General features: G+C 34.6%; 19 protein-coding genes and 1 other annotated feature. Of the genes, 16 read left to right on the top strand and 3 right to left on the bottom strand.

The window, feature by feature from the left end:
- Window positions 1–362: 362 nt before the first annotated feature.
- Window positions 363–2,186, top strand: a complete 1,824-nt coding sequence (gene glmS / locus HMPREF0072_RS09375) for a glutamine--fructose-6-phosphate transaminase (isomerizing) (protein WP_004829855.1) — start codon at window positions 363–365, stop codon at window positions 2,184–2,186.
- Window positions 2,187–2,247: 61 nt separating this feature from the next.
- Here the strand turns inward: glmS and HMPREF0072_RS09370 are convergent, their stop codons facing one another.
- Window positions 2,248–2,451 carry a YkvA family protein gene (locus HMPREF0072_RS09370; RefSeq protein WP_282633193.1) on the bottom strand — a complete coding sequence of 68 codons (204 nt, stop codon included), beginning with the start codon at window positions 2,449–2,451 and terminating at the stop codon, window positions 2,248–2,250.
- A 173-nt stretch (window positions 2,452–2,624) separates the two neighbouring features.
- Between HMPREF0072_RS09370 and HMPREF0072_RS09365 the strand changes: the two genes are divergently transcribed.
- Genes HMPREF0072_RS09365 through HMPREF0072_RS09330 form a run of 8 tightly spaced genes read left to right on the top strand, consistent with a single transcriptional unit; the run spans window position 2,625 to window position 12,241 of the window.
- Window positions 2,625–3,611 carry a LacI family DNA-binding transcriptional regulator gene (locus tag HMPREF0072_RS09365; protein WP_004829851.1) on the top strand — a complete coding sequence of 329 codons (987 nt, stop codon included), beginning with the start codon at window positions 2,625–2,627 and terminating at the stop codon, window positions 3,609–3,611.
- A gap of 47 nt (window positions 3,612–3,658) precedes the next feature.
- Window positions 3,659–4,558, top strand: a complete 900-nt coding sequence (locus tag HMPREF0072_RS09360) for a ribokinase (RefSeq protein WP_081447041.1) — start codon at window positions 3,659–3,661, stop codon at window positions 4,556–4,558.
- Between the two features lie 40 nt (window positions 4,559–4,598).
- A complete protein-coding gene (locus HMPREF0072_RS09355; RefSeq protein WP_004829847.1) occupies window positions 4,599–5,711 on the top strand; it encodes a BMP family ABC transporter substrate-binding protein in 1,113 nt (370 codons plus the stop codon).
- 57 nt (window positions 5,712–5,768) lie between these two features.
- Complete coding sequence (locus HMPREF0072_RS09350) at window positions 5,769–7,289, top strand: ABC transporter ATP-binding protein (RefSeq protein ID WP_004829844.1); 1,521 nt, start codon at window positions 5,769–5,771, stop codon at window positions 7,287–7,289.
- A gap of 10 nt (window positions 7,290–7,299) precedes the next feature.
- Window positions 7,300–8,370 carry an ABC transporter permease gene (locus HMPREF0072_RS09345; RefSeq protein WP_004829843.1) on the top strand — a complete coding sequence of 357 codons (1,071 nt, stop codon included), beginning with the start codon at window positions 7,300–7,302 and terminating at the stop codon, window positions 8,368–8,370.
- On the top strand, window positions 8,345–9,271 hold the full coding sequence (locus HMPREF0072_RS09340; protein WP_004829840.1) for an ABC transporter permease: 927 nt from the start codon (window positions 8,345–8,347) through the stop codon (window positions 9,269–9,271). Before HMPREF0072_RS09345 ends, HMPREF0072_RS09340 begins: the two co-directional genes overlap by 26 nt.
- Window positions 9,268–10,209, top strand: coding sequence for a nucleoside hydrolase (locus HMPREF0072_RS09335; protein WP_004829837.1), 942 nt, complete (start codon window positions 9,268–9,270; stop codon window positions 10,207–10,209). Before HMPREF0072_RS09340 ends, HMPREF0072_RS09335 begins: the two co-directional genes overlap by 4 nt.
- Window positions 10,196–12,241 carry an ADP-ribosylglycohydrolase family protein gene (locus tag HMPREF0072_RS09330; protein WP_004829836.1) on the top strand — a complete coding sequence of 682 codons (2,046 nt, stop codon included), beginning with the start codon at window positions 10,196–10,198 and terminating at the stop codon, window positions 12,239–12,241. Before HMPREF0072_RS09335 ends, HMPREF0072_RS09330 begins: the two co-directional genes overlap by 14 nt.
- A 187-nt stretch (window positions 12,242–12,428) precedes the next feature.
- On the opposite strand, the gene HMPREF0072_RS09325 is transcribed toward HMPREF0072_RS09330, so the two are convergent.
- Window positions 12,429–12,665 (bottom strand): YkvA family protein, encoded by a 237-nt coding sequence (locus HMPREF0072_RS09325; RefSeq protein ID WP_039931409.1) that lies wholly within the window; start codon window positions 12,663–12,665, stop codon window positions 12,429–12,431.
- A 175-nt stretch (window positions 12,666–12,840) separates the two neighbouring features.
- On the opposite strand from HMPREF0072_RS09325, the gene HMPREF0072_RS09320 reads away from it, so the two are divergent.
- Together HMPREF0072_RS09320 and argF are read left to right on the top strand one after the other, a co-directional pair.
- Window positions 12,841–13,830: a DUF4236 domain-containing protein gene (locus HMPREF0072_RS09320; protein WP_004829832.1), complete on the top strand. Its 990-nt coding sequence runs from the start codon at window positions 12,841–12,843 to the stop codon at window positions 13,828–13,830.
- A gap of 1 nt (window position 13,831) precedes the next feature.
- Window positions 13,832–14,851, top strand: a complete 1,020-nt coding sequence (gene argF, locus HMPREF0072_RS09315; protein ID WP_037326552.1) for an ornithine carbamoyltransferase — start codon at window positions 13,832–13,834, stop codon at window positions 14,849–14,851.
- A gap of 80 nt (window positions 14,852–14,931) precedes the next feature.
- Here the strand turns inward: argF and HMPREF0072_RS09310 are convergent, their stop codons facing one another.
- Window positions 14,932–15,258, bottom strand: a complete 327-nt coding sequence (locus HMPREF0072_RS09310) for a methyltransferase family protein (protein WP_231549499.1) — start codon at window positions 15,256–15,258, stop codon at window positions 14,932–14,934.
- A gap of 474 nt (window positions 15,259–15,732) precedes the next feature.
- Here HMPREF0072_RS09310 and HMPREF0072_RS09305 point away from each other — a divergent pair, with 474 nt between their 5' ends.
- The 5 genes from HMPREF0072_RS09305 to HMPREF0072_RS09285 all read left to right on the top strand — a co-directional run bounded on the left by HMPREF0072_RS09305 (window position 15,733) and on the right by HMPREF0072_RS09285 (window position 21,174).
- The gene (locus tag HMPREF0072_RS09305; RefSeq protein WP_004829824.1) at window positions 15,733–16,065 is read left to right on the top strand and encodes a DUF6110 family protein; all 333 of its coding nucleotides are present in this window, start codon (window positions 15,733–15,735) and stop codon (window positions 16,063–16,065) included.
- A complete protein-coding gene (locus HMPREF0072_RS09300) occupies window positions 16,065–18,140 on the top strand; it encodes a heavy metal translocating P-type ATPase (RefSeq protein WP_004829821.1) in 2,076 nt (691 codons plus the stop codon). Before HMPREF0072_RS09305 ends, HMPREF0072_RS09300 begins: the two co-directional genes overlap by 1 nt.
- Window positions 18,141–18,283: 143 nt before the next feature.
- Window positions 18,284–18,513, top strand: a binding site (T-box leader).
- A 47-nt stretch (window positions 18,514–18,560) separates the two neighbouring features.
- A complete protein-coding gene (locus tag HMPREF0072_RS09295) occupies window positions 18,561–19,547 on the top strand; it encodes an ABC transporter substrate-binding protein (protein ID WP_004829820.1) in 987 nt (328 codons plus the stop codon).
- Window positions 19,548–20,423 carry an ABC transporter permease gene (locus HMPREF0072_RS09290; protein WP_004829818.1) on the top strand — a complete coding sequence of 292 codons (876 nt, stop codon included), beginning with the start codon at window positions 19,548–19,550 and terminating at the stop codon, window positions 20,421–20,423.
- Window positions 20,410–21,174, top strand: coding sequence for an ABC transporter ATP-binding protein (locus HMPREF0072_RS09285; protein ID WP_004829816.1), 765 nt, complete (start codon window positions 20,410–20,412; stop codon window positions 21,172–21,174). The genes HMPREF0072_RS09290 and HMPREF0072_RS09285 overlap by 14 nt, the downstream gene beginning before the upstream one ends.
- Window positions 21,175–21,176: the final 2 nt, after the last annotated feature.

The following is a 21,176-nucleotide window of genomic DNA, read 5'->3' as shown; positions in this document are numbered from 1 at the left end:
GGTCCCTTGGGGTTCCCCCAGTTACGGAGTGGTCATGTAAATGACCTAGAACATTTATAAGATAAGTTCAATCTCGGATTGAATAAAAAAGATGTTAATCCTGGATTAATAGACTCACCTAGTGAAAAGATAATTTATCTCGGATAAAAATCTTGGATAATAAAGAAAAAAGAATATAATATTTCCTAATGAGGTAAAAACAACAAAGCGCCAGATCCCTTTGGGATGACGAGGGAGGAAGTTATCGAAAATTCGGCGGGAGCTTCCTGGGTTCACAGCCTTAGTGTTAGACAAAAGCAGAGAGCAATTTCTGCGACAGAGAAGACACAGTGGCCTCATGAAAAATTTAATAAGGAGGCACTATGTGCGGAATAGTTTGTTATAGTGGCAAGCTTGATGCTAGGGAAGTAATCGTAGATGGTCTTGAGAAACTTGAGTATCGTGGTTATGACTCGGCGGGGCTTGCTGTCATTGATGAGGGCAAAATTTCTGTGGTTAAAAAGGCAGGTAAGCTTGCAAACCTCAAAAAAGCTCTAGAAGAAAATCCGATTGATGGAAGTATTGGTATAGGCCATATTAGATGGGCAACCCACGGAGAGGCGAGCGATATTAATAGCCATCCCCATCTTTCAAATAATGGAAAAATTGCTGTAGTTCACAACGGAATTATTGAGAATTATAGGGAATTAAAAAAAGAGCTCGAAGAAGAAGGTTATACTTTCAGTTCAACTACAGATACAGAAGTTATAGCCGTCCTACTAGAAAAATATTATGACGGGGACCTTTTAGAGGCTGTAAAAAAAGTTAAGGATAGGCTTGAGGGTTCTTTTGCTTGTGGGATAATCTCAGCTGATGAACCAGACAGGCTAATTGGCATGAGAGTCGAAAGTCCACTTGTAGTTGGTCTTATGGAAGAAGGGATAATAATGGCAAGTGACATCCCTTCCCTTCTAAAGTATACCAAGGATGTAATTTACCTAGAAAATGGAGATATAATCGACATCAAAGAAGGTAGCTACACAATTTATGATAAAAATAATAAGGAAATCCAAAGAGAAATCAAAAAGATAAGTTGGTCAGTAGATGCAGCAACCAAGGCTGGTTACGATCATTTTATGATTAAAGAAATCAACGAGCAAGCTGCAGTTGTCAAAGAACTTTTAAACTTAAACATCAAAAATGACAAAGTCGACTTTGAAGGAGATTCTTTTAGCAAAGTTGAAATAGAGAGCTTTCAAAGAATTTATATAGTTGCATGTGGTACAGCCTACCATGCTGGACTTGTGGGAAAGGTTGCAATAGAAAAACTTGCTAAAATTCCGGTTATATGCGACCTCGCATCAGAATTTAGGTACAATGACCCATTTTTGGACGAAAGAACTTTGGTAATATTTATATCCCAATCAGGGGAAACAGCAGACAGTCTAAAAGCCCTAAGACTTGCCAAGGAAAAAGGAGCAAAAACCCTTCTAATCACAAACACCTTGGCGTCATCCATGGACAGGGAAGCAGACAAGTCTATTTATTGCTATGCAGGACCAGAAATTGCAGTAGCATCAACTAAAGCCTACACCAGCCAAATCCTAAACCTCTACCTACTCGCCCTAGACTTTGCTAGGAAATTAGTTAGGATTTCTAAAGATGATTACGATAAAATAATTGAAAATTTGAAGGAAATTCCAGAAAAAATCGACCAAATCCTAGCCAAGGATGAAATAATAAAAGATTTTGCCAGAGAAATAAAAGACCAACAAAGTCTATTCTATATAGGCAGAGGGCTTGATTATGCAACAAGCATCGAGGCAGCCCTAAAGCTCAAGGAAGTATCCTATATTCACACAGAAGCCTTTGCGGCAGGGGAATTAAAGCATGGAACAATTTCGCTTATAGAAGAAAAAACTCCAGTCATAGCAATAATGACCCAGAAAAACCTCACAGGCAAGAGCCTATCAAATGTAGAGGAAGTAGTTGCAAGGGGAGCAAATGTATTTATAATCACATCCCACAAAGACGCAAGGATGGAAAAAATAACAGAAAAAATCTGCGAAGTGCCAGAGACCCTAGACATCCTCTACCCACTCCTAACAGTAATCCCGGCCCAACTAATGGCCTACTACACATCAACAGCTAAAGGCATTGACGTTGACAAACCAAGAAATCTAGCAAAATCTGTAACAGTTGAATAGAATTTTAAGACACAAAAGCCTAGGCTAATTTTGCCTAGGCTTTTAAAATTATTATCAGATCTTAACCCTCTATTGACCTTGTTTCTTTTTTTATTTCTTCTGGTATTAGTTTGTTTGAAAAATAAATTAGGGCTGCTGTTAGGACTGTGTCATCTACATAGCCTAAAAATGGGAAGATGTCTGGGATGACATTTGCTGGCATGGCTATATAGACTAGGGTAAAAGCTACGAGGAGTTTGGATGTGGATGGCGTTTTTTTAGATATTAAGATTTATTAATAAGACTTTATATTTAAATAAATTTAAATGTTTTGATAGATCTACAATTTTTGAAAATAAAGCTTATATAATATCATTGACTTTTATGTATAAAGTATTGACAATTTTATAATAAAGTATTATACTTACAATTAATAAAACGTTTTAATAAGAGGTATAAATGAGTACGATTAAGGATGTTGCTAACTTAGCAAACGTTTCCACAACTACAGTTTCAATGGTTTTAAATAATACTAATGATAAAATATCAACTGAAACCCGCAAAAGAGTTATAGAAGCAGCAACAAAATTAAATTATAGGGCAAATTATATAGCCAGAAGTCTAGTTAGTGGTAAGACTAATGTCATAATGTTAATAATACCTGATATATCAAATCCTTTTTATGGGCTCCTAGCTAAGCAACTTTCTAGGTATATGAGGTTAAAAGGGTATTTTCTATATATCTTTAATTCAAATAATGAAAATCTTGATGAGGAATTATTCCAAAACTTAATCGAAGATAATTTTGTTGAGGCAACCTTTGTTGTAGATAGAAGAGTTAAGGTTTTTTCAAAAAAAATATTAAATAACAATAAAATAGTATTTCTAGATGAATTCGATTATGAAAATAAGGATACATATACAGTCACGGGTGACAACATAAAGGGAGGATACTTGGCTGTTAAGTATTTGATACAAAGAGGATTACGAAAAATCGCGTTGGCTCTAGGACCAAGGGACTCGGTTGTATCAAACAGGAGATTATCAGGAGCTTTGGCTTGCGCTAAAGATTATAAGATTAAAATAAAAGAAGAAAATATTTTTTGTGCTGACTTTACTTTCGAAGGCGGTGTAAGGGCTGGAGAATATTTTATAAACAAAGATATAGATTCAATATTTTGCTTCAATGATATGTGTGCCTATGGCATTATGGATTATTTTAATACAGAAAAAATAAAAATCCCTAATAATTTATCGTTAATTGGTTATGACAATCTCTATATAAATAATTTATTAGGCACCAAACTTACTTCAGTAGATCAAAATCTCAGCAAGATAGCAGAAGAAGCTGTATTTATGATTGATAAATTAATTAAAAATGATAATATAGCAAATAAAAATATTTTTATAGAACCTAAATTAGTTATTAGAGAAAGCATAATATAGGATTTTCATAGTTATTAAAACGTTTTAATGATGAAGAGAGGTGAAAAATTATAAAAGAACATATAAAAGTTTTAGATTTCGGTTCATTAAATGTAGATAATACCTACAGTGTGTACAAAATTGTAAAAGAAGGAGAAACAATCGCCTCTAATAAATTTGAGAAATTCATAGGTGGTAAGGGATTAAATCAAGCAATAGCCCTAAAAAAAGCTGGTGCAGATGTGATATTTGCTGGTCAAGTGGGCAATGAAGATGGTGATTTATTAATAGATTATATAGAAGAAAATAATCTGACCCATAGGATTAAAAAAATTTCTGGTTCCAGCGGTCATGCTATTATCCAGATAGATAGTTGTGGACAAAATTCAATAATAGTATATGGAGGTGCTAATAAAAAGATAGAAAAATCATATGTAAATGAAGTATTAAAAGGTTTTAATAAAGGTGATTACATCCTTTTGCAAAACGAAATAAACGATGTTGATTACATTGTGAATGTAGCTAGTGATAAGGGACTAAAAGTTTTTTTGAATCCCTCACCGATTAACGAAAAAATTTATGATATTGATTTTAATAAAGTAGCTTGCCTAATTCTAAATGAAACAGAGGGTGAGTCTTTGTCTGGCATGGATAACAAATCAGATATAATATCGTATTTTAAGGAAACTTATCCTGCAATGGAGGTGATACTTACTTTGGGAGAAGAAGGTGGATATTATTGTAATGGGGAGACTTTGGTAAAATATAAGGCTAACCAAGTCGATGTTGTGGATACAACAGCAGCAGGAGATACCTTCTGTGGGTATTTTTTAGGCTTACAAGCGCAAGACTATAGCCTAGAAGATAGCTTGGAAATTGCTAGCCTAGCTGCAGCTATTACATGCAAGAGTAAGGGAGCTTCTTCCTCAATACCAACAATAAGCGAAATAATCAAAAACAAACAATAAGTAGCTAACAATTAGAAAAAATATTAATTAAGGAGAAAAAATGAAAAATTTTAAAAAAATTCTAACACTTGTAATGACTTTGGTCATGGCTGTGGCCTTTAGTTCTTGCGGAAACAAAATAGAATCTGAAACAAGTTCAAAAAAAGAGGGGGAAAGCTATAAGGTAATTTTGTTAATACCTGGAAATTTGGGAGATAAGTCTTTTTTTGATGCTGCCAATAAGGGTATGGAAGAAGTTGCACAACTTGAAGGTGTAACAACCAAAGTAGTTGAGATGTCTCCTGATGAGAAAAAATGGGAACCAGCTTTTTTGGATGCCATTGATGAAGGATATGATTTAATAATAAGCGGTAACGCTGCTAGTGATATCATGAACAAATTAGCAGAAGAAAACCCAGATTCAAGATTTTTAAATTTTGATAACTCTGGTACAGAAGCACCAAGTAACGTATATTCTGTAACTTATGCGACAAACGAAGGTTCATTCCTAGCGGGAGCATTTGCAGCAATGGTTACAAGCAATAAAGAAATGAAAAATACAAATGATGAAAAACTTATAGGATTCTTAGGTGGAATGGATATACCTGGAATAAATGACTTCTTGGTTGGATATATACAAGGTGCTCAATATATAGACAAGGATATAAAAGTTGCAACAAGTTATGCTGGAACTTTTACAGATCCTGCCAAAGGTAAAGAATTGGGCATTGGAATGTATAATATGGGCGTTGATATTGCCTTTAACGTAGCTGGACAAACAGGACTTGGATTGATAGACGCAGCTTATGAATCAAATAAGTATGCCATAGGAGTAGACTCAGATCAATCAAAACTTTATGGGGAAACAGAACCAGAGAAGGCTAAACTAGTTTTGACATCTGTTGTTAAGCAAATAGATACAACAATCCTAGAAGGAGTTAAAAAAGCTAGAGAAGGTAAGCTTGAGTTTGGCAAACATGAATTATTAGGTCTATCAGCAAACGCTGTAGCATTAGCAGATAACGATATTTATCAAACAGTACCAGCAGAAATAAGGGAAAAAATGAGTGCCTTAGCCAAAGATATTATTGATGGAAAAATCAAAGTTAAATCAGGATTTGAAATGAGTACTGATGAAATTTCAAAATATAGGGACAGCGTATCAAACAATTAATTTTTAATATAATGTTACTAAGTTTCGATAGAAAATCCATTATTTAAGAGGGGAAAATTGGAAAAAGAGATATTAAAATTAAGCAACATATCTAAGATTTATGAGAATGGAATAATCGCTAACAAGGATATTAATTTATCAGTCAACAAAGGTGAAATACACGCCTTGGTTGGGGAAAATGGTGCTGGCAAATCAACTTTAATGAAGATTATTTTTGGTATGGAAAAACCAACAGGAGGTGAATTTTTATTAAAAAATGAACCAGTAAACTTTTCTAATGTTGAAGAAGCTATCCAAAAAGGAATTGGAATGGTTCACCAGCATTTTATGCTCATTAATTCGCTAGATATTATTGATAATGTAATGTTGGGCGTTGAAAAAACCAAGGGCTTATTTTTAGATAAGCATGCATGTACAAAAATAGTTAAAGAAATTGCTGATAAGTATAATTTTAGATTAGATTATAATAAAAAAGTATCTGATATATCTATAGGGATGAAACAAAAAGTTGAAATTATAAAAGCCCTAGTAAGGGGAGCGGAAATAATAATTTTAGACGAGCCAACTGCAGTACTAACCCCTCAAGAAACCGAAGAACTTTTTATTCAAATCAAAACTTTGGCAAAATCTGGTCATACAATAATTTTTATTTCACATAAGTTAAATGAAGTTAAAGAAATATCAGACAAGATTACAATCATTAGAAAAGGCGAAAGTAAGGGAACTTATTTGACCAAAGATATAGATGTATCTCAAATTGCTGATCTTATGGTCGGAAAAAAACTAAATAATGAAATGCCAGTTAGAAATGAATCGTCTGAAAATAAGATTGTAGAGGTAAATAAGGTAAATTTATCACATGAAAATAAAAAATCACTCAATAATATAAATTTCAGTATAAACGCTCGTGAGATACTAGGTGTGATAGGTGTAGAAGGCAATGGACAAGCGGAATTAGTCAATCTTCTCACCCTAAAAGATAGAAGCTATAGTGGCGATATCAAAGTTTTGGGCAAAGACTTAAAAAGCTATGTCTATGATAATTATAGAAAAGATGCCTTGGCCTATATACCAGAGGATAGGATGAATGTCGGCATATCTGAGTCTCTTTCAGTAGCTGATAATTTATTGAGTACCAGGTATAGAGAAAAAATCTATTCAAATAGGTTTTTTTTAAAAAAAGATGCAATAAATTCATACTCTAAGGAAATCATTGATGATTATGAGATAATAGTAAATGGTCCCGATCAAGTAGTTGGCTACTTATCAGGTGGAAATATACAAAAAGTGGTCGTAGGTAGGGAGTGCTATGAGAAGCCAAAATTTTTGCTGTGTGAACAGCCCACAAGAGGGGTAGATTTAGGAGCTGCAAAAATTATTCATAATAAACTGATTGAATTAAGAAATCAGGGAACTGCTATATTATTAGTTAGTGCAGATATTAATGAAGTTCTAAAAATAAGTGATAGAGCCTTGGTAATGTATAATGGAGAAATCGTAGCACGCATTGATGATATGGAAAATATAGATATATCAGAAATAGGAGAGTATATGCTTGGGCTAAAGGTTCAAGCTTAGAGGAGTTGTTATGAAAAAAGTGTTGAAAAAATATGAAATGGTGAGAACTATGATGGCTATATCTATAGCCCTCTTAGTTGGATTTTCTATAATATTACTATTAAGCCAAAATCCTGTATCTGCCATTAATAACTTTATCATAGGACCTATAACTAAAAAAAGATATATAGGTAATGTAGTTACTACAGCAATTCCTCTAATATTCTCTGGACTTGCTATGAGCTTGTTATTTGCTAGCAGTCAGTTTAACATGGGTGCAGAAGGAGTATTTTATTTTAGCGGACTTATCGCCGCTATTATAGGAATAGTTATCAAACTTCCTGTAGTAGTGCACGCTGGCCTCGCAATAACAGTAGCAGGAATAATTGGAGCTTTGGTCATAGGTTTAATTGGTCTTATGAAGGCTAAGTACGGTACAAGCGAACTGGTTGTATCTCTGATGTTTAATTCTATATTGTATGGAATTGGTTTATATATATTAAATTACTATTTCAGAGAGTCAAATACAGTTGTTCTAAAATCATTTGCTATAAACAAATCGGCACTTTTGCATAAAATATTACCAGGGACATCAATTCACTCTGGCCTTATTTTGGCTTTGCTAGCTATATTTGTATGTCATTTTATAATGGAAAAAAGTAAACTTGGTTATGAAATAAATCTAATAGGTACAAATCCTGAGTTTGCAAAATATTCTGGTATAAACATCAAGAAAGTAATAGTTTCTGTAAGTCTTATAGCTGGACTATTATCTGGAATAGGAGGCGGAGTTGAAATCCTCGGCATCTACGACTCCTTTAAATGGACAGCCCTTCCAGGGTTGGGATTTGATGGAGCATTAATAGCTATGCTTGCAAAGAACAAGCCTAAAAACGTCTTGCCAGCAGCCTTGTTTTTATCTTATATAAGAATAGGCGCAGACTTGATGAGTAGATTAACAGATATACCAGCGGAAATGGTTGGAATAATGCAAGGTATAATCATTTTGTTGATTTCTGGTAGAAGATTTTTGCAAAATTACAAGAACAAACTTATTTTGGAGGAAGTTAATAAAAATGAACTTACTAAATCAAATTCTTAATACAGCTTTCCTGTATTCTGCAATAAGAGTTACTATACCAATTTTATTACCAGCAATCGCAGCCTATGTTACTAATAAGGCTGGAGTTCCAAATATAGGTTTGGAAGGAATTATGTTAACTGCTTCATTTTTTGCAGTAATAGGCAGCGCCTTTACAAGTTCGATAATAATGGGTGTCATAATCGCAGTAATATCAGGCGTTGTTATGGCTAGCATCCTTGCCTTTTTTACATTGAAATTAAAAACTGATGTTATTTTAGGCGGTATCGCCCTTAACCTTTTTTCTTCAAATCTAACAGTATTTTTGTTATATTTGATAACTGGAGATAAGGGGACATCAGCATCCCTTGCTAGTAAAGTAGTACCAAATGTACAAATACCAATAATAAAAGATATTCCATTTTTAGGAGAGGTTATTTCTAACCAAAATGCCCTGGTATATTTTTCTATCTTGCTTGTGATTATAGTTTATATAATACTAAATAAAACAAAACTTGGTAGACACATTATGGCGGTAGGAGAAAATGAAGAAGCTGCAAGATCGGTAGGTATAAAGGTTAACAAAATAAGGTTTATTGCTTTTATAATCAGCGGCATTTTGTGTGGTATAGCCGGAGCGTTTTTATCTATGGGTTATGTTTCTTGGTTTTCAAGGGATATGACAGCTGGCAGAGGTTGGATAGCCTTAGCTGCTGAAGCCATGGGTATGGGAAGTATGGTTGGCACAACTCTATCCTCAATCTTATTTGGTGTGTCATCAGCCCTTTCAAATATAGCTCAATTCTTTGGAATACCAACAGAATTGGTTTCTATAATACCTAATGTGATTACAGTAGTTGCTCTTCTTTTGTATTCTATCAAGCTATATAATAACAAAAAAGTAAAAGTGAGTAATACATGACTAGAGATAGAGAATTAATAATTGATTGCGATCCGGGTCAAGATGATGCAATCGCAATAAGTGTTTGTAAAAACATAGATAGGTTAAAAATCAACGGGATTGTAACTGTTGCGGGTAATAACGATATTGATAATATAACAAATAATGCAAGACTATTGATGCAAACTTTAAAGTCTGATATAAAAATTTTCAAGGGATCCAAGGGGTCTTTGTTAAATAAAGTTTATTCTCAGGATGTCCACGGAACTACTGGCATGGATGGGATGAGTCAGATTCCAGAAATTAATTATCAAGTAGAAAAGGGTAACTTTATAGATTTCTATAAGGAGACTTTAAAGTCAAAAAAAATTACCATAGTTGCCATTGGACCTCTGACTAATATTGCTTTATTAATTAAAACTTATCCTGAATATATCAAAAATATTGAGGAAATAGTTATAATGGGAGGCGGTTTGCAGAAAGGCAATGTCACTGATTATGCCGAGTTTAATTTTTATGCTGACCCAGAAGCTGCCAAAATTGTTTTTGATTCTGGAATCAAAATCACCTTATTTTCTCTAGACGTAACAGAGGATGCCTATCTTTTGGAGAGAGAATACGAGCAGCTAAAAAAAGGGAATTATTTAGCGAAAGCTATGTTTGAACTAATAAATTATTACCATTCAAATGGTAAAAAATTTGGATACACCAAGTGTTCCTTGCACGATGTATGCACTATTTTATATCTAGCGGATTTGAATATATTTGAGATGGAAGATAGGTACATAGATATTTCTCTTCATGGACTTACTAGAGGGATGACTCTGTCTAATAAATCTAAAGAAGAAAAAGCTATCTATAATGCTAGGGTTGGGAAAACAATTGATAGGGTTAAATTTAAAAATGCAATTATAAATAATATTTTAGAATTGGATAGTAAATTATATGGAAAATTATAAAGAGCGCATCTACGCTGGCTTACTAGGTAAGGCTATAGGGGTCAGACTTGGAGCCCCCTTAGAAACTGAAAATTGGACGAAAGAGAGAATAAAAGAATCTTTTGGAGAGTTGAATAATTATATAAAAGATTCAAAAAGATTTGCGGCAGATGATGATACCAACGGGCCAATATTTTTCGCAAGAGCCCTATATGATTATGGTAAACCTTTAACATATGAGAAAATTTCTCAAACATGGCTTAATTATACAAGAGATGGTCAAGGCATGTTTTGGTGGGGTGGAGTAGGAATCAGTAGCGAGGATACCGCATATAAAAATCTCAAAAAAGGAATACTGGCACCACTTAGCGGAAGCTCGAATCAAAATGGAAAGGCTATTTCTGAACAAGTGGGAGGGCAAATCTTTATTGACTCTTGGGGACTGATAAATCTCGGAGACATTGACAAAGCCATGAAGGATGCAAAAATTGCAGCAAGCATCTCACATGATGGAGATGGGCTGATTGGTGCACAGTTCATATCAGCTTGTATAGCTGGTGCAGTTTATTATGACTCAACTGTTAAGTTGGTTTATGATATCCTAAAAAAATTAGATCAAACTAGCCAATACGTCAAGGATATGTGGAAGGTTTATGAATTCTACTTAAATAATACTTCTGATTATAGGTTGGGCATTGAATATGTTTATGAGAACTTTCCTAATGAAAACTATGAAGGGATTTGCCATATTATACCAAACGCTTGTATAGTCTTGCTTGGACTTTTATATAGCGAAAATGATTTTTCTAAAGCTATAGAAATTACAGTAATGAGTGGTCTAGATACAGACAGCAATGCTGGTGTGGTTGGTACTATAATGGGAGTTATGAATGGCTTGGATGGTATAGACTGGAAATATAGGGAGGACATAAATGATCTAATCATATGTTCAAGTTTTAGCCCAGATCTTAATATCACTAATATCGTAGACTTTACAAACTTTTTGTGGGCTATAAGAACTAATTGTAAATATAATCCAAATATATTAACCTTTGATTTTAAAGGCTCTAGTAATGGATTAATTATAGGAAATGATTTTAGAATCCTAAGAGACCTTGTATCAAAAAATAGTGAAAATTGCTATGATGTCCTGGTAGACAATCTAGTAGCAAATGATGAGGCATCGATATATCTTAAAACAAATTATTTGCCAAAAGACTTTCCGGATTCAAGATATGACCCGATAGTTATGCCTCATGCATACCCTGGAGATAGATATTCTTTCGAAGTTAGTGTGGAATATTTACATTCTAAAAGTTTATTAGTAAATTCTTTTATCGAATTGATAAATGGAGAAATAATTAAATGCTCTTGTGAGTATGAGTTGGAGGATGGAGAAATAAATATAATAGATTTTACTATTCCCAACACAAATAGTATTGATATAAACAAGGTTGGTCTAATGTTGACTACAAGAGTCAGTTCAAAAGATGGCGCAGGTATTTTGGCGAGATTTAAAATTAATAAAATTAGAAAAAAATTAAATACAAATACAGTAATTAAATTTAAGAATCAAAATAGCTATTTTTTAAACAATGTTACACCTTTTTCTAATAATAACATTTCCACTAAATTGCTAGGTGATAGCTTACTAATCAAGGCAAAAGATTCATATGGTATTGCTATTTCAGGCTCATATTATTCGGAAAACCAAGTGGTAAAGACTAGGATAAGTAATGTAGAAGGGGATATATTTAGGATTGCTTTTAAAGTTATTGGGTTAGCAGATTTTTATAGTTTTGACATTTATAAGGATAAGATAAAAACTTATAAAAATAAATTCAACACATCTATATTACTAGATGAATTAGAATTTGATAGAAGAGAATGCTTTGATATTGAGTTGAGGGTAACTAAAGATGAAGCTTTTCTAAGAATAGACAATTATAATATTTTATCTGTAAATGGCATTGAAAATGAATATGGACATTTTGGCTTTGGGGGAAAGAATATTTCTGCAGTAATTGGAGATATTCATGTTGAATATTCATAATTGCATGGAATTATTTGAAATATTAGAGGTAAGGAACTTAAAAAATATTATATTTTATATTTTAAGTTATGATTTATAAGTATTTATAGATCATAAAATTTTAAGCTTATTACAAATTAAAAAATCAGGAAAATAGAGGTTTTTCCTGATTTTTTTAATTTGTACATATTTCATTAATTTTATATTTTTATACTTCTAGTTTCTTGACTTCTTCAGGTATCAATTTATTTGAAAAGTAAATCAGACCTGCTGTTAGGACTGTGTCATCTACATAGCCTAAAAATGGGAAGATGTCTGGGATTACATCTGCTGGTAGGGCGATGTAGATTAGGGATAGGGCGGCGAGGAGTTTGGCTAACATGGGTGTGTCCTTGTTGGTTAGGGCCCTAAAATATCTTAGTATTAATCTTCTTAATTTATTCATAAGCTTACATCCTTTATATAAAACTTTAATTTTCTTAACTTCTAATATCATTATACTAGGAAAAATTAAAAATCAAGTGAATATTATTAATGTGTTATTTTAATTTATTCAAAAAGCCTAGTCTTTATTTAAAAAGATGGCTTTGGGTATAATAATATAAAGAAAGAAGGTAAAAATGGGAATTAGATTTAGAAAAAGTATAAATTTAGGCAAGGGATTTAGGATAAATATGTCTAAGTCTGGACCAGGATTTTCTTGGGGTGGCAAGGGTTTTAGGATTACAAAGAAAGCGAGCGGTGGCTTTAGGACTACTGCCTTCCTACCGGGGACAGGTCTTTCCTACCAAAAAGATTTCTCAAATCCTTTTGGGGGAGGAGTTAAGAAAAAATCCAGCCCTAAAAATGAAATTTTTAGCAATGATGATTCTAAAATTGAATCTAGAGACTTCGGGCTTGATTTTAAAAACTTGGAATCAACTGGACTTAAAGATGTTATAGACGAAGCTGGCTACAAGTATCCATTAAGAAGTATGGGGCTTTTGGTCTTTATACTTGGCATTGTCCTTACTTTCATAAGGCCCTTTCTTGTGATTGTTGCAATAATAGGGGCTCTTATGTATTTTTACAAAAAGAAAAGTTCGGTTGAAATCGAATACGATTTTGAAGGTGATTCGGGCAAGGAATACGACCTTACCAACAAGCTTCTTCGAGGGATTTTAGAAAGCGACAAGGTTTGGTTGGTTGATAAGATTGAAGCAGATGATGATAAGAACCTAATTACAGCTAGGAAAGAATTAAGGCTAAGAGAAGGTCTCGCTGGTGATTTAAGTACAAATGTAAAAGTTTATAGCCTAGAGGCAGGGGATTTGACCCTATCCTTCCTACCTGATGCCCTTTTGATAAACAAAAATGGAGCGAATAAGGCTATTGATTACAAGGATATGGAAGTGGATTTGAGAAGCGAAGTATTTCTTGAAGAAGAACTGATATCAGATGCTACTTTGATAAATAAGACATATCTCCACGTAAATAAGGACGGAACAGCTGATAAAAGATACAAAGACAACCCCCTTATAAACCACGTAGAATACGGGGTTTTAGAGATGAAAAATAAGGATATGACCCTGGTAATTGTCTTCTCAGACACAGTCATAGATGGTGAATAAGATGGATATTGATTTAAGAAAAAGAAATTTTATAGCCCTTAAAGATTTTTCTGAAAGGGAAATACTATATTTAATAGACTTGGCCGCTGAATTTAAGGAATTAAAGGTTCAGAGAAAGCTCCACAAATATCTAGAAGGACAAAATATCATCCTTCTTTTTGAGGAAGCTTCAGCAAGAACCAGGACTTCTTTTGAGATAGCTGCGGCTGATTTGGGAATGACTACATCTTTTATTAACTACACCCAGGCAAAAATGGGCGAAAACGAATCAATTGAGGACACATTTTCTGTTTTCGACAGATATTATGATGGAATAGTCTATAGGGGACACGAGCAGAATCTACTAGAAAAACTTGTAAAGATAACAGAAGTTCCAATTTATAATGCTATGACTGATATGTTCCACCCTTCTCAGATGATTTCAGATATGCTTACCATTAGGGAAAAATTTGGCTATCTAAGAGGCTTGAAACTCGCATATCTAGGATATCCTGGCGATATTATGCCAAACTCTCTTGTCATCACTTGTTCAAAACTTGGTATAGATTTTGTAGGTTGTGGGCCAAGGAAGTTTTTTCCGAGAAGAGATTTGGTTAGACTTTCAAGAAAGTTTTCCGACAAGCACGACTCAGATGTTATTTATACAGATGATCTTGAGGAAGCAGTGGCAGATGCCGATATAATCTACACAGATATGTGGATTTCCCTTACAGAAAAAGAAAATCCACCTATGGATAGGATAAGAAGACTTTATCCTTATAGGGTGACAGATGAGGTTATGGCAATGTGCGACAAGGATGCGATTTTTATGCACTGCCTGCCAGCCTTCCACGATAAAAAGTCAAATCTTTCCCAAAAGGTACTGGCAAAACTACCAGAAGATATGAAGGATTGGGATTTTAACGGGATGGAAGTTGCTGATTCAGTTTTTAGGTCAGAAAGATCCATGGTTTTTGACCAAACAGAAAACAGGATTCCTGCCGTAAAGGCAATTTTATATTCAACCTTAAGATATGATTAGAAAAAAAGCTGGTAAGAGATTTGTAAGCAATCTTTGATTATCAAAGACCGCCTACTTATCCTATGCCAGTTTTTAAATGTTTATTTTTTGAGAAACCAAGGAATTACTCGATTTACCCTCCTGCAATATAGATCATATTCTTTCCCGAATTTAGCCTTTAGATATTTTTCTTCGCTTGCTTTCATCAATATTGTCAAAAACACCCAAGAGATTATTGGCAAGGTCAATAAAAAATAATTTTTCGCAAATAAGAGTATGCCTGTAAAGATAAATATAAAAGCTGTATAGACTGGATTTCTAACTGTGCCGTAAACTCCATCAGTAATTAGGATATCAGCTTTGACATTTGCATGTATTTTTTGTATCAGGACAGCTCTTACCCATATATATAGGCTGAAAAATATCATAAATATTCCTAGGGCTACAAAAAGCAGACTAATTTGACTAGCTTCCCCTAATTCTAAAAATCCCTCATAATCTAAAATTAAGCTAGGGTCAAACAAGATAGGACGTAAAGAGGCTTCACTCCAAAGATTGAAAGATGTGGCTTATTTGATTTCATTTAATCCTCCATTTAAAAAATAGTATAAATTTCATTTATATTATACGCGCTAGGATAAGCTTTAAGTAAAATTTTATGCAAGAATAGGTGTTAACACGAATGAATATTCATTTTTTTGAAGCAAATGATGGCAGGAATTGTTATCAATATCAAATGAATAAAAAAACTAAAATTAAGAAAAACGATAGGTATATTTATGTTATTTCAATGTTTTATCTTATGAATTATTTTGCATAAAAACTTGAATTAAAAAAAATATCAAATATAATGATGGTGTGATATTTATACAATATTAATATGTTTTATAAAGGAGAGTAATATGTTAAACAAAAAGATTTTAAGAATCGGTGCAGGAGTTTTAGTTGGAGCTCTTGGGGGAAAGATTTTAAGCTCAGAACTTGCTAAAAAAGCAGCTGTAGGCGCTGTTGCAGGTGGTCTTAGAGTTAAAGAATCTATTGATAAGACAGTAGAACAAGTAAGAGTTTCTGCTGATGATATAGTAGCAGAAGCTAAGGAAGCAAATGCTAAAGAAGATTTAGAAAGAGCTAAAAAAGCAGCTGAACTTAACCTAGATGAAGTTGCTAAAGAAGACCTCATTAATCAAATCAAAGAAGAAGTTAAGGCTGAACTTAAAGAGGACGAAGATAAATAATGAGGGCAAGTTTAGCCCACAGGCTAGATACCAGGGCTAGGTTTGTCTATGAAGAAGATCTTAGCTTTGACCTAGCTAATAATTTAAAGTATTTAGTCCAAGGTCAAGATGGAGTTAAGTTTTGTAAGGTAAATCCTCTTGCAAATTCTTTTACAGTTACATTTGAAAAGGGAAGCCTTCCAAACCTTGCTAGATTTATCCTAGACCTTGATTTAAAAACAATTAAAGACTTAGTTATTGACGATTCTGATTTTTACCCACAAGAGGAAGAGGACGTTTTTAGGATTCTAAGGAATGCCTTTTATAGGAGGATTTTCTTTAGGTATTTCATACCAGCACCTCTGAGTCCATATTTCATTATGCTCAGGGCTTATCCATTTATTAGGGATGGTCTAAAGGCAATCCGCCAAAGAAAGTTAAATGTAGATCTCTTGGATGCTACAGCTATTTCTGTTTCCTTGGCAACAGGTGAATTTGGAGATGCAGCTAATATTATGTTCCTCTTAGATTTAGGTGAGAAACTCGAAGAATATACTCTCAAAAAATCTCAAGATGACTTGGCTCATTCCCTTGCCCTAAATGTTGACAAGGTATTTGTAGTAGAAGATGGCAAAAAAATTCTAAAGCCTCTCAAGGAAGTAGAAGTAGGCGACCTTGTTTCAGTAGAAATGGGTTCTACAATCCCAGTGGATGGAGAAGTTGTAGAAGGCCTTGCCATGGTTAACGAAGCATCCTTCACTGGCGAAAGTGAAGCTGTTAAGAAAAATAAAGGCTCCGTTGTATTTGCAGGAACTGCCCTAGAAGAAGGTGGCATCCTTGTTAAGGTTAATAAAAAATATGACGATTCAAGGTTAAGCCACATCATAAACCTTATTTCTGAAAGTGAAAGAAATAAATCACTTTCTCAAAAGAAGGCAGAAAATATGGCTGATTCTCTTGTTAAATATTCCTTTATAGGTGCAGGTCTTACCTACCTACTTACAAGAAATTTCATCAAAGCCAAATCATTTTTGATGGTAGACTTTTCTTGTGCCCTAAAATTAACAATTCCTATAGCAACCATGAAGGCCATTAGCCAGGCTTCAGATATGGATGTTATAGTAAAAGGTGGTAGATTTTTAGAAAACCTATCTCAGGCTGATACTATAGTCTTTGATAAAACAGGCACCTTGACTAAGTCAGAACCAAGACTTGCCAAGGTCATTGCCCTTACAGATATAAGCGAAGATGAGTGCTTGAGAATTGCAGCTTGTCTCGAAGAGCATTTCCCACATTCAATCGCAAATGCTGTTGTAAAGGCAGCCAAGGATAAGGACCTCCACCACGAGGAGATGCATTCAAAGCCAGAATACATCGTAGCCCATGGTATCAGGTCATATATAGTTGATAAACCAGCCCTAATTGGATCAGAACACTTTATCCTAGAAGATGAAGGCATAGAAATAAGTGATGAAACTAGGGAAATGATAGATCAACTTAAGGAACACTATTCACTTTTATACCTAGCCTTTGCAGACAGGCTAATAGCTGTTCTTTGTATAGAAGATCCAATAAGGGAAGAAGCAGAAAGTGTTATAACAGATTTAAGAAAGCTAGGCTTTAAAGAAATAGCCATGCTAACTGGCGATGCAGAAAATGCGGCAGCTTCTGTTGCTAACCGTCTAGGCCTTGACCACTACCAGTCTCAAGTCCTTCCTGAAGATAAGGAAGCCTACATTAGAAAGAAAAAGGCTGAAGGCAGAAAGGTCATCATGATTGGCGATGGTATTAATGATTCTGTAGCCCTATCAGCTGCAGATGTTGGTATAGCTATGCATCAAGGAGCTGATATAGCCAAGGAAATTTCAGACATATCCATAGGCACAGATAGCCTAGAAGGATTAATAGAAGTAATTAAACTTGCTAAGTCCATGGACAGGAGAATTAAGGCTGACTACAGAAAGATAGTAGGAATAAATTCTGGTCTAATTATCCTAGGAGTGTTGGGAATCTTGTCAAATACAAATTCATCCCTAATCCACAATATGTCAACAGTAGCCATAGCTGGACAAAATATGAATAATTACAGACTATAAATTTTTTGAAGGTGACAAACCAAAAGGCGAGTCACCTTTTTTATTTAAAAATAAAGGGTTAAGGGAGCTTGAATTTCGTTTTGAATTTCTTTGCTATTTATTCCTTGACATATTATAAATTCAGTTGTATTATTATACTAAATAAAAATGTGATTACAGAAAGACAGTTTGAATGAATTACCCTAGAGAAAAGACGGTTGGTGCAAGTCTAGTAAGGATTAAAACTTATTCCCTCTGTATGCAGAATAGCCGAAACAAGTAAGCTATTACGGAAGCTACCGTTATCAGAAGCAAGGAGTTGTTAGACTCCTGTTGAGGTAATCTTTTAGATTATAAAATTAGGTGGTACCACGAATTTACACTCGTCCTATATGGACGGGTTTTTTTTATTAGCATTTTTATTTGAAGAAAGGAGTTCTTATGAAAAAAATATTCACAAAAATGGTCGGAACAATCTTTGTGCTGGTTGGCCTTATCATTTTAGGCTCATGTGGTAATAAGGAAGGCAAAAAAGAATACATAATTGGGGTCATACAGATAGCCGACCATCCGTCACTTGATGCAGCCAGGGAGGGATTTTTGGAGAAACTTGACAAGGAAGGCATATCTTACAAGTTAATTGACCACAGGGCAGGTGGAGATATTTCTCTAATTCCTCAATTAGCATCCGACCTTAAGATTAAGGGGGCGGATTTGATTTATACCATAGGCACACCTGCCGCCCAGGGAGTTTACAATATAGTCAACGACAGGCCGATATTATTTACAGCCGTCACAGACCCTATAGGTGCAGGCTTGGTTGATGAAAAAACAAGGACAGGCAAAAACATAACAGGGGTTTCAGATTATGTGGATCCGGCCAAGGTTATTGACGATTTTTTAAAGGTTTATCCAGAAACTAAAACTTTCGCTACTATGTATAACACAAATGAGCAAAATTCTCTTGTGCAAATCGAGGCTTTAGAAAGGGCTATCAAGGAGCGTGGCCTTAGTTTAAAAAAACAGGGAGTTTCATCAATTAATGACATTCCCCAAGCCCTTGCTAGCCTAAAGTCAGGTACAGATGCTATGGTAACTGTCACTGACAATGTGGTTGTAAATGCCATGCCAGTTATAGCCAAGACTTTGAAAGATGAAAAAATTCCAAGTCTTGCCTTCGATGAAGGTTCGGTGGAAAATGGTGCCCTTATTGCAGAGGGTGTTAATTACAAAAAAATTGGACAAAGGGCAGGTGAGATGGCAGGGGAAATCCTAGAGGCAAACAAGGATATAAAAGAACTCCCATTTGAAGATGCCAAGGACCTAGAAATGCTTGTAAACAAAGATACAGCAAAGGACCTAGGACTTGATTTAAAAAATGAAGGTCTTAAAGATGCTAAGATTATGGAAAAAAAGGAAGGAAAATAGATGACAGTTTTATTAAATATAATGGCCTCATCGGTTGAAATAGGCCTTGTCTTCGGCGTACTCGCCATGGGCTATATGCTCACTTACAAAATTTTGGAATACTATGACCTAACACTTGAAGGATCCTACCCACTAGGAGCCTTCCTAACAGCAGCTGCGATTACAAGTGGTTTAAATCCCTATTTGGGACTTATCTTATCAGTTATTGGTGGAGTGGCAGCGGGTTCTATTACCTATTTTCTCTACAAAAAAGTGAGGGTTGAACCACTCTTAACTGGTATTTTGACCCTAACCATGCTTTATTCAGTGAATTTAAAAATTAAGGGTGTATCTAATATCCCTGTTGCCCAGTATCCATCAATTTTTGGAAGCGTACCTAAATGGATAATCCTAATCGCCTTTGTTCTTATTATTAAAGTCCTAATTGATTATTTTTTAAGAAGTGAGCAGGGATATCTTTTAAAAGTAACCGGCAACAACAGAAAGCTTGTTAAAGCCCTTGGCAAGGACCCTGACACCTACGTATTTTGGGGACTTATTATTTCAAACGCCCTAATCGGTCTTGCAGGAGGTCTTATGACCAACTACCAAGGCTTTGCCGATATAGGCATGGGCACAGCTATGATTGTTACAGGTCTTGCTTCAATCATAATAGGAGATACAATTGCAAAAAATTCGAACAAACTAAGAGATACAACCAGGGCAATTTTAGGCGCTATCGTCTATAGGATTATTTCAGGAATAGCCATTTATTTTGGCCTAAATCCTAATGACCTAAAGCTAATTACAGCCCTAATCGTAATCGCCTTTATCGCCTACAATAACTACCTTGGCAAAAAACAGTACAGAAAGTTGGTAAGAGATGTTAGAAATTAAAAATATATCAAAAACTTTCAACCTTGGCACTGATGAAGAAGTGACAATTTTTGATAAGTTTTCACTTAAAATAGAAGAGGGAGTAGCAACTACCATTATAGGGCCAAATGGTTGTGGCAAATCGACCCTTATGAATATAATCTCTGGAGCCCTTAGGGTTGACGGGGGTTCGATTTTAATTGACGGGGAAGATGTGACCAAGCTTTCCGAAGAAAAAAGAGCAGCTTATATTGGTAAGGTCAACCAAGACCCTAAGGATGGAGTCGCTACCAACCTTGATATCTACGAGAACATGGCCCTCGCCTTAAAAAAAGGCAAGAGATTTACCCTAAAAAACCTAAAGAAAAACGCTGACGAGAAAGAGATTATAGAAAGGCTTAAGTCCTTGAATCTAGGACTTGAAAACAAACTCCATACCAAAACTGGACTTCTATCTGGTGGTCAAAGGCAGTCCCTATCGCTTCTTATGGCAACAGCCAAGAGGCCAAAGCTCTTGCTCCTTGATGAGCACACAGCAGCCTTAGATCCTAAAACTAGTCGTAACATCATGGACAAGACAAGAAGCTTAATTGATACAGAGAAAATAACTACCCTACTGATTTCCCACAACCTTAGGGATGTTGTGAGATATTCTGACAGGATAATCATGCTCAACAAGGGAAAAATCGCTATAGATGTGATGGCAAAAGATATAACAGAACCTGAGTTAATTAGAAAATATAAGGAAGAACTCGGCGAATACGAAGGATAAAA

It is taken from the genome of Anaerococcus lactolyticus ATCC 51172 (assembly GCF_000156575.1).
GTDB lineage: Bacteria > Bacillota > Clostridia > Tissierellales > Peptoniphilaceae > Anaerococcus > Anaerococcus lactolyticus.
The sequence above is the reverse complement of the archived record's forward strand: the minus strand, read 5'-3'. Positions and strand labels throughout refer to the sequence as shown.

What these genes read in the sequence shown, in the direction of transcription:
- HMPREF0072_RS09355 (WP_004829847.1), top strand. Translation starts at nt 4,599, where the DNA reads ATGAAAAATTTTAAAAAAATTCTAACACTTGTAATGACTTTGGTCATG.
- HMPREF0072_RS09325 (WP_039931409.1), bottom strand. Translation starts at nt 12,665, where the DNA reads ATGAATAAATTAAGAAGATTAATACTAAGATATTTTAGGGCCCTAACC.
- HMPREF0072_RS09300 (WP_004829821.1), top strand. Translation starts at nt 16,065, where the DNA reads ATGAGGGCAAGTTTAGCCCACAGGCTAGATACCAGGGCTAGGTTTGTC.
- HMPREF0072_RS09310 (WP_231549499.1), bottom strand. Translation starts at nt 15,258, where the DNA reads ATGATATTTTTCAGCCTATATATATGGGTAAGAGCTGTCCTGATACAA.
- HMPREF0072_RS09305 (WP_004829824.1), top strand. Translation starts at nt 15,733, where the DNA reads ATGTTAAACAAAAAGATTTTAAGAATCGGTGCAGGAGTTTTAGTTGGA.
- HMPREF0072_RS09340 (WP_004829840.1), top strand. Translation starts at nt 8,345, where the DNA reads ATGAACTTACTAAATCAAATTCTTAATACAGCTTTCCTGTATTCTGCA.
- HMPREF0072_RS09345 (WP_004829843.1), top strand. Translation starts at nt 7,300, where the DNA reads ATGAAAAAAGTGTTGAAAAAATATGAAATGGTGAGAACTATGATGGCT.
- HMPREF0072_RS09335 (WP_004829837.1), top strand. Translation starts at nt 9,268, where the DNA reads ATGACTAGAGATAGAGAATTAATAATTGATTGCGATCCGGGTCAAGAT.
- HMPREF0072_RS09295 (WP_004829820.1), top strand. Translation starts at nt 18,561, where the DNA reads ATGAAAAAAATATTCACAAAAATGGTCGGAACAATCTTTGTGCTGGTT.
- HMPREF0072_RS09330 (WP_004829836.1), top strand. Translation starts at nt 10,196, where the DNA reads ATGGAAAATTATAAAGAGCGCATCTACGCTGGCTTACTAGGTAAGGCT.
- HMPREF0072_RS09285 (WP_004829816.1), top strand. Translation starts at nt 20,410, where the DNA reads ATGTTAGAAATTAAAAATATATCAAAAACTTTCAACCTTGGCACTGAT.
- HMPREF0072_RS09320 (WP_004829832.1), top strand. Translation starts at nt 12,841, where the DNA reads ATGGGAATTAGATTTAGAAAAAGTATAAATTTAGGCAAGGGATTTAGG.
- argF (WP_037326552.1), top strand. Translation starts at nt 13,832, where the DNA reads ATGGATATTGATTTAAGAAAAAGAAATTTTATAGCCCTTAAAGATTTT.
- HMPREF0072_RS09365 (WP_004829851.1), top strand. Translation starts at nt 2,625, where the DNA reads ATGAGTACGATTAAGGATGTTGCTAACTTAGCAAACGTTTCCACAACT.
- glmS (WP_004829855.1), top strand. Translation starts at nt 363, where the DNA reads ATGTGCGGAATAGTTTGTTATAGTGGCAAGCTTGATGCTAGGGAAGTA.
- HMPREF0072_RS09290 (WP_004829818.1), top strand. Translation starts at nt 19,548, where the DNA reads ATGACAGTTTTATTAAATATAATGGCCTCATCGGTTGAAATAGGCCTT.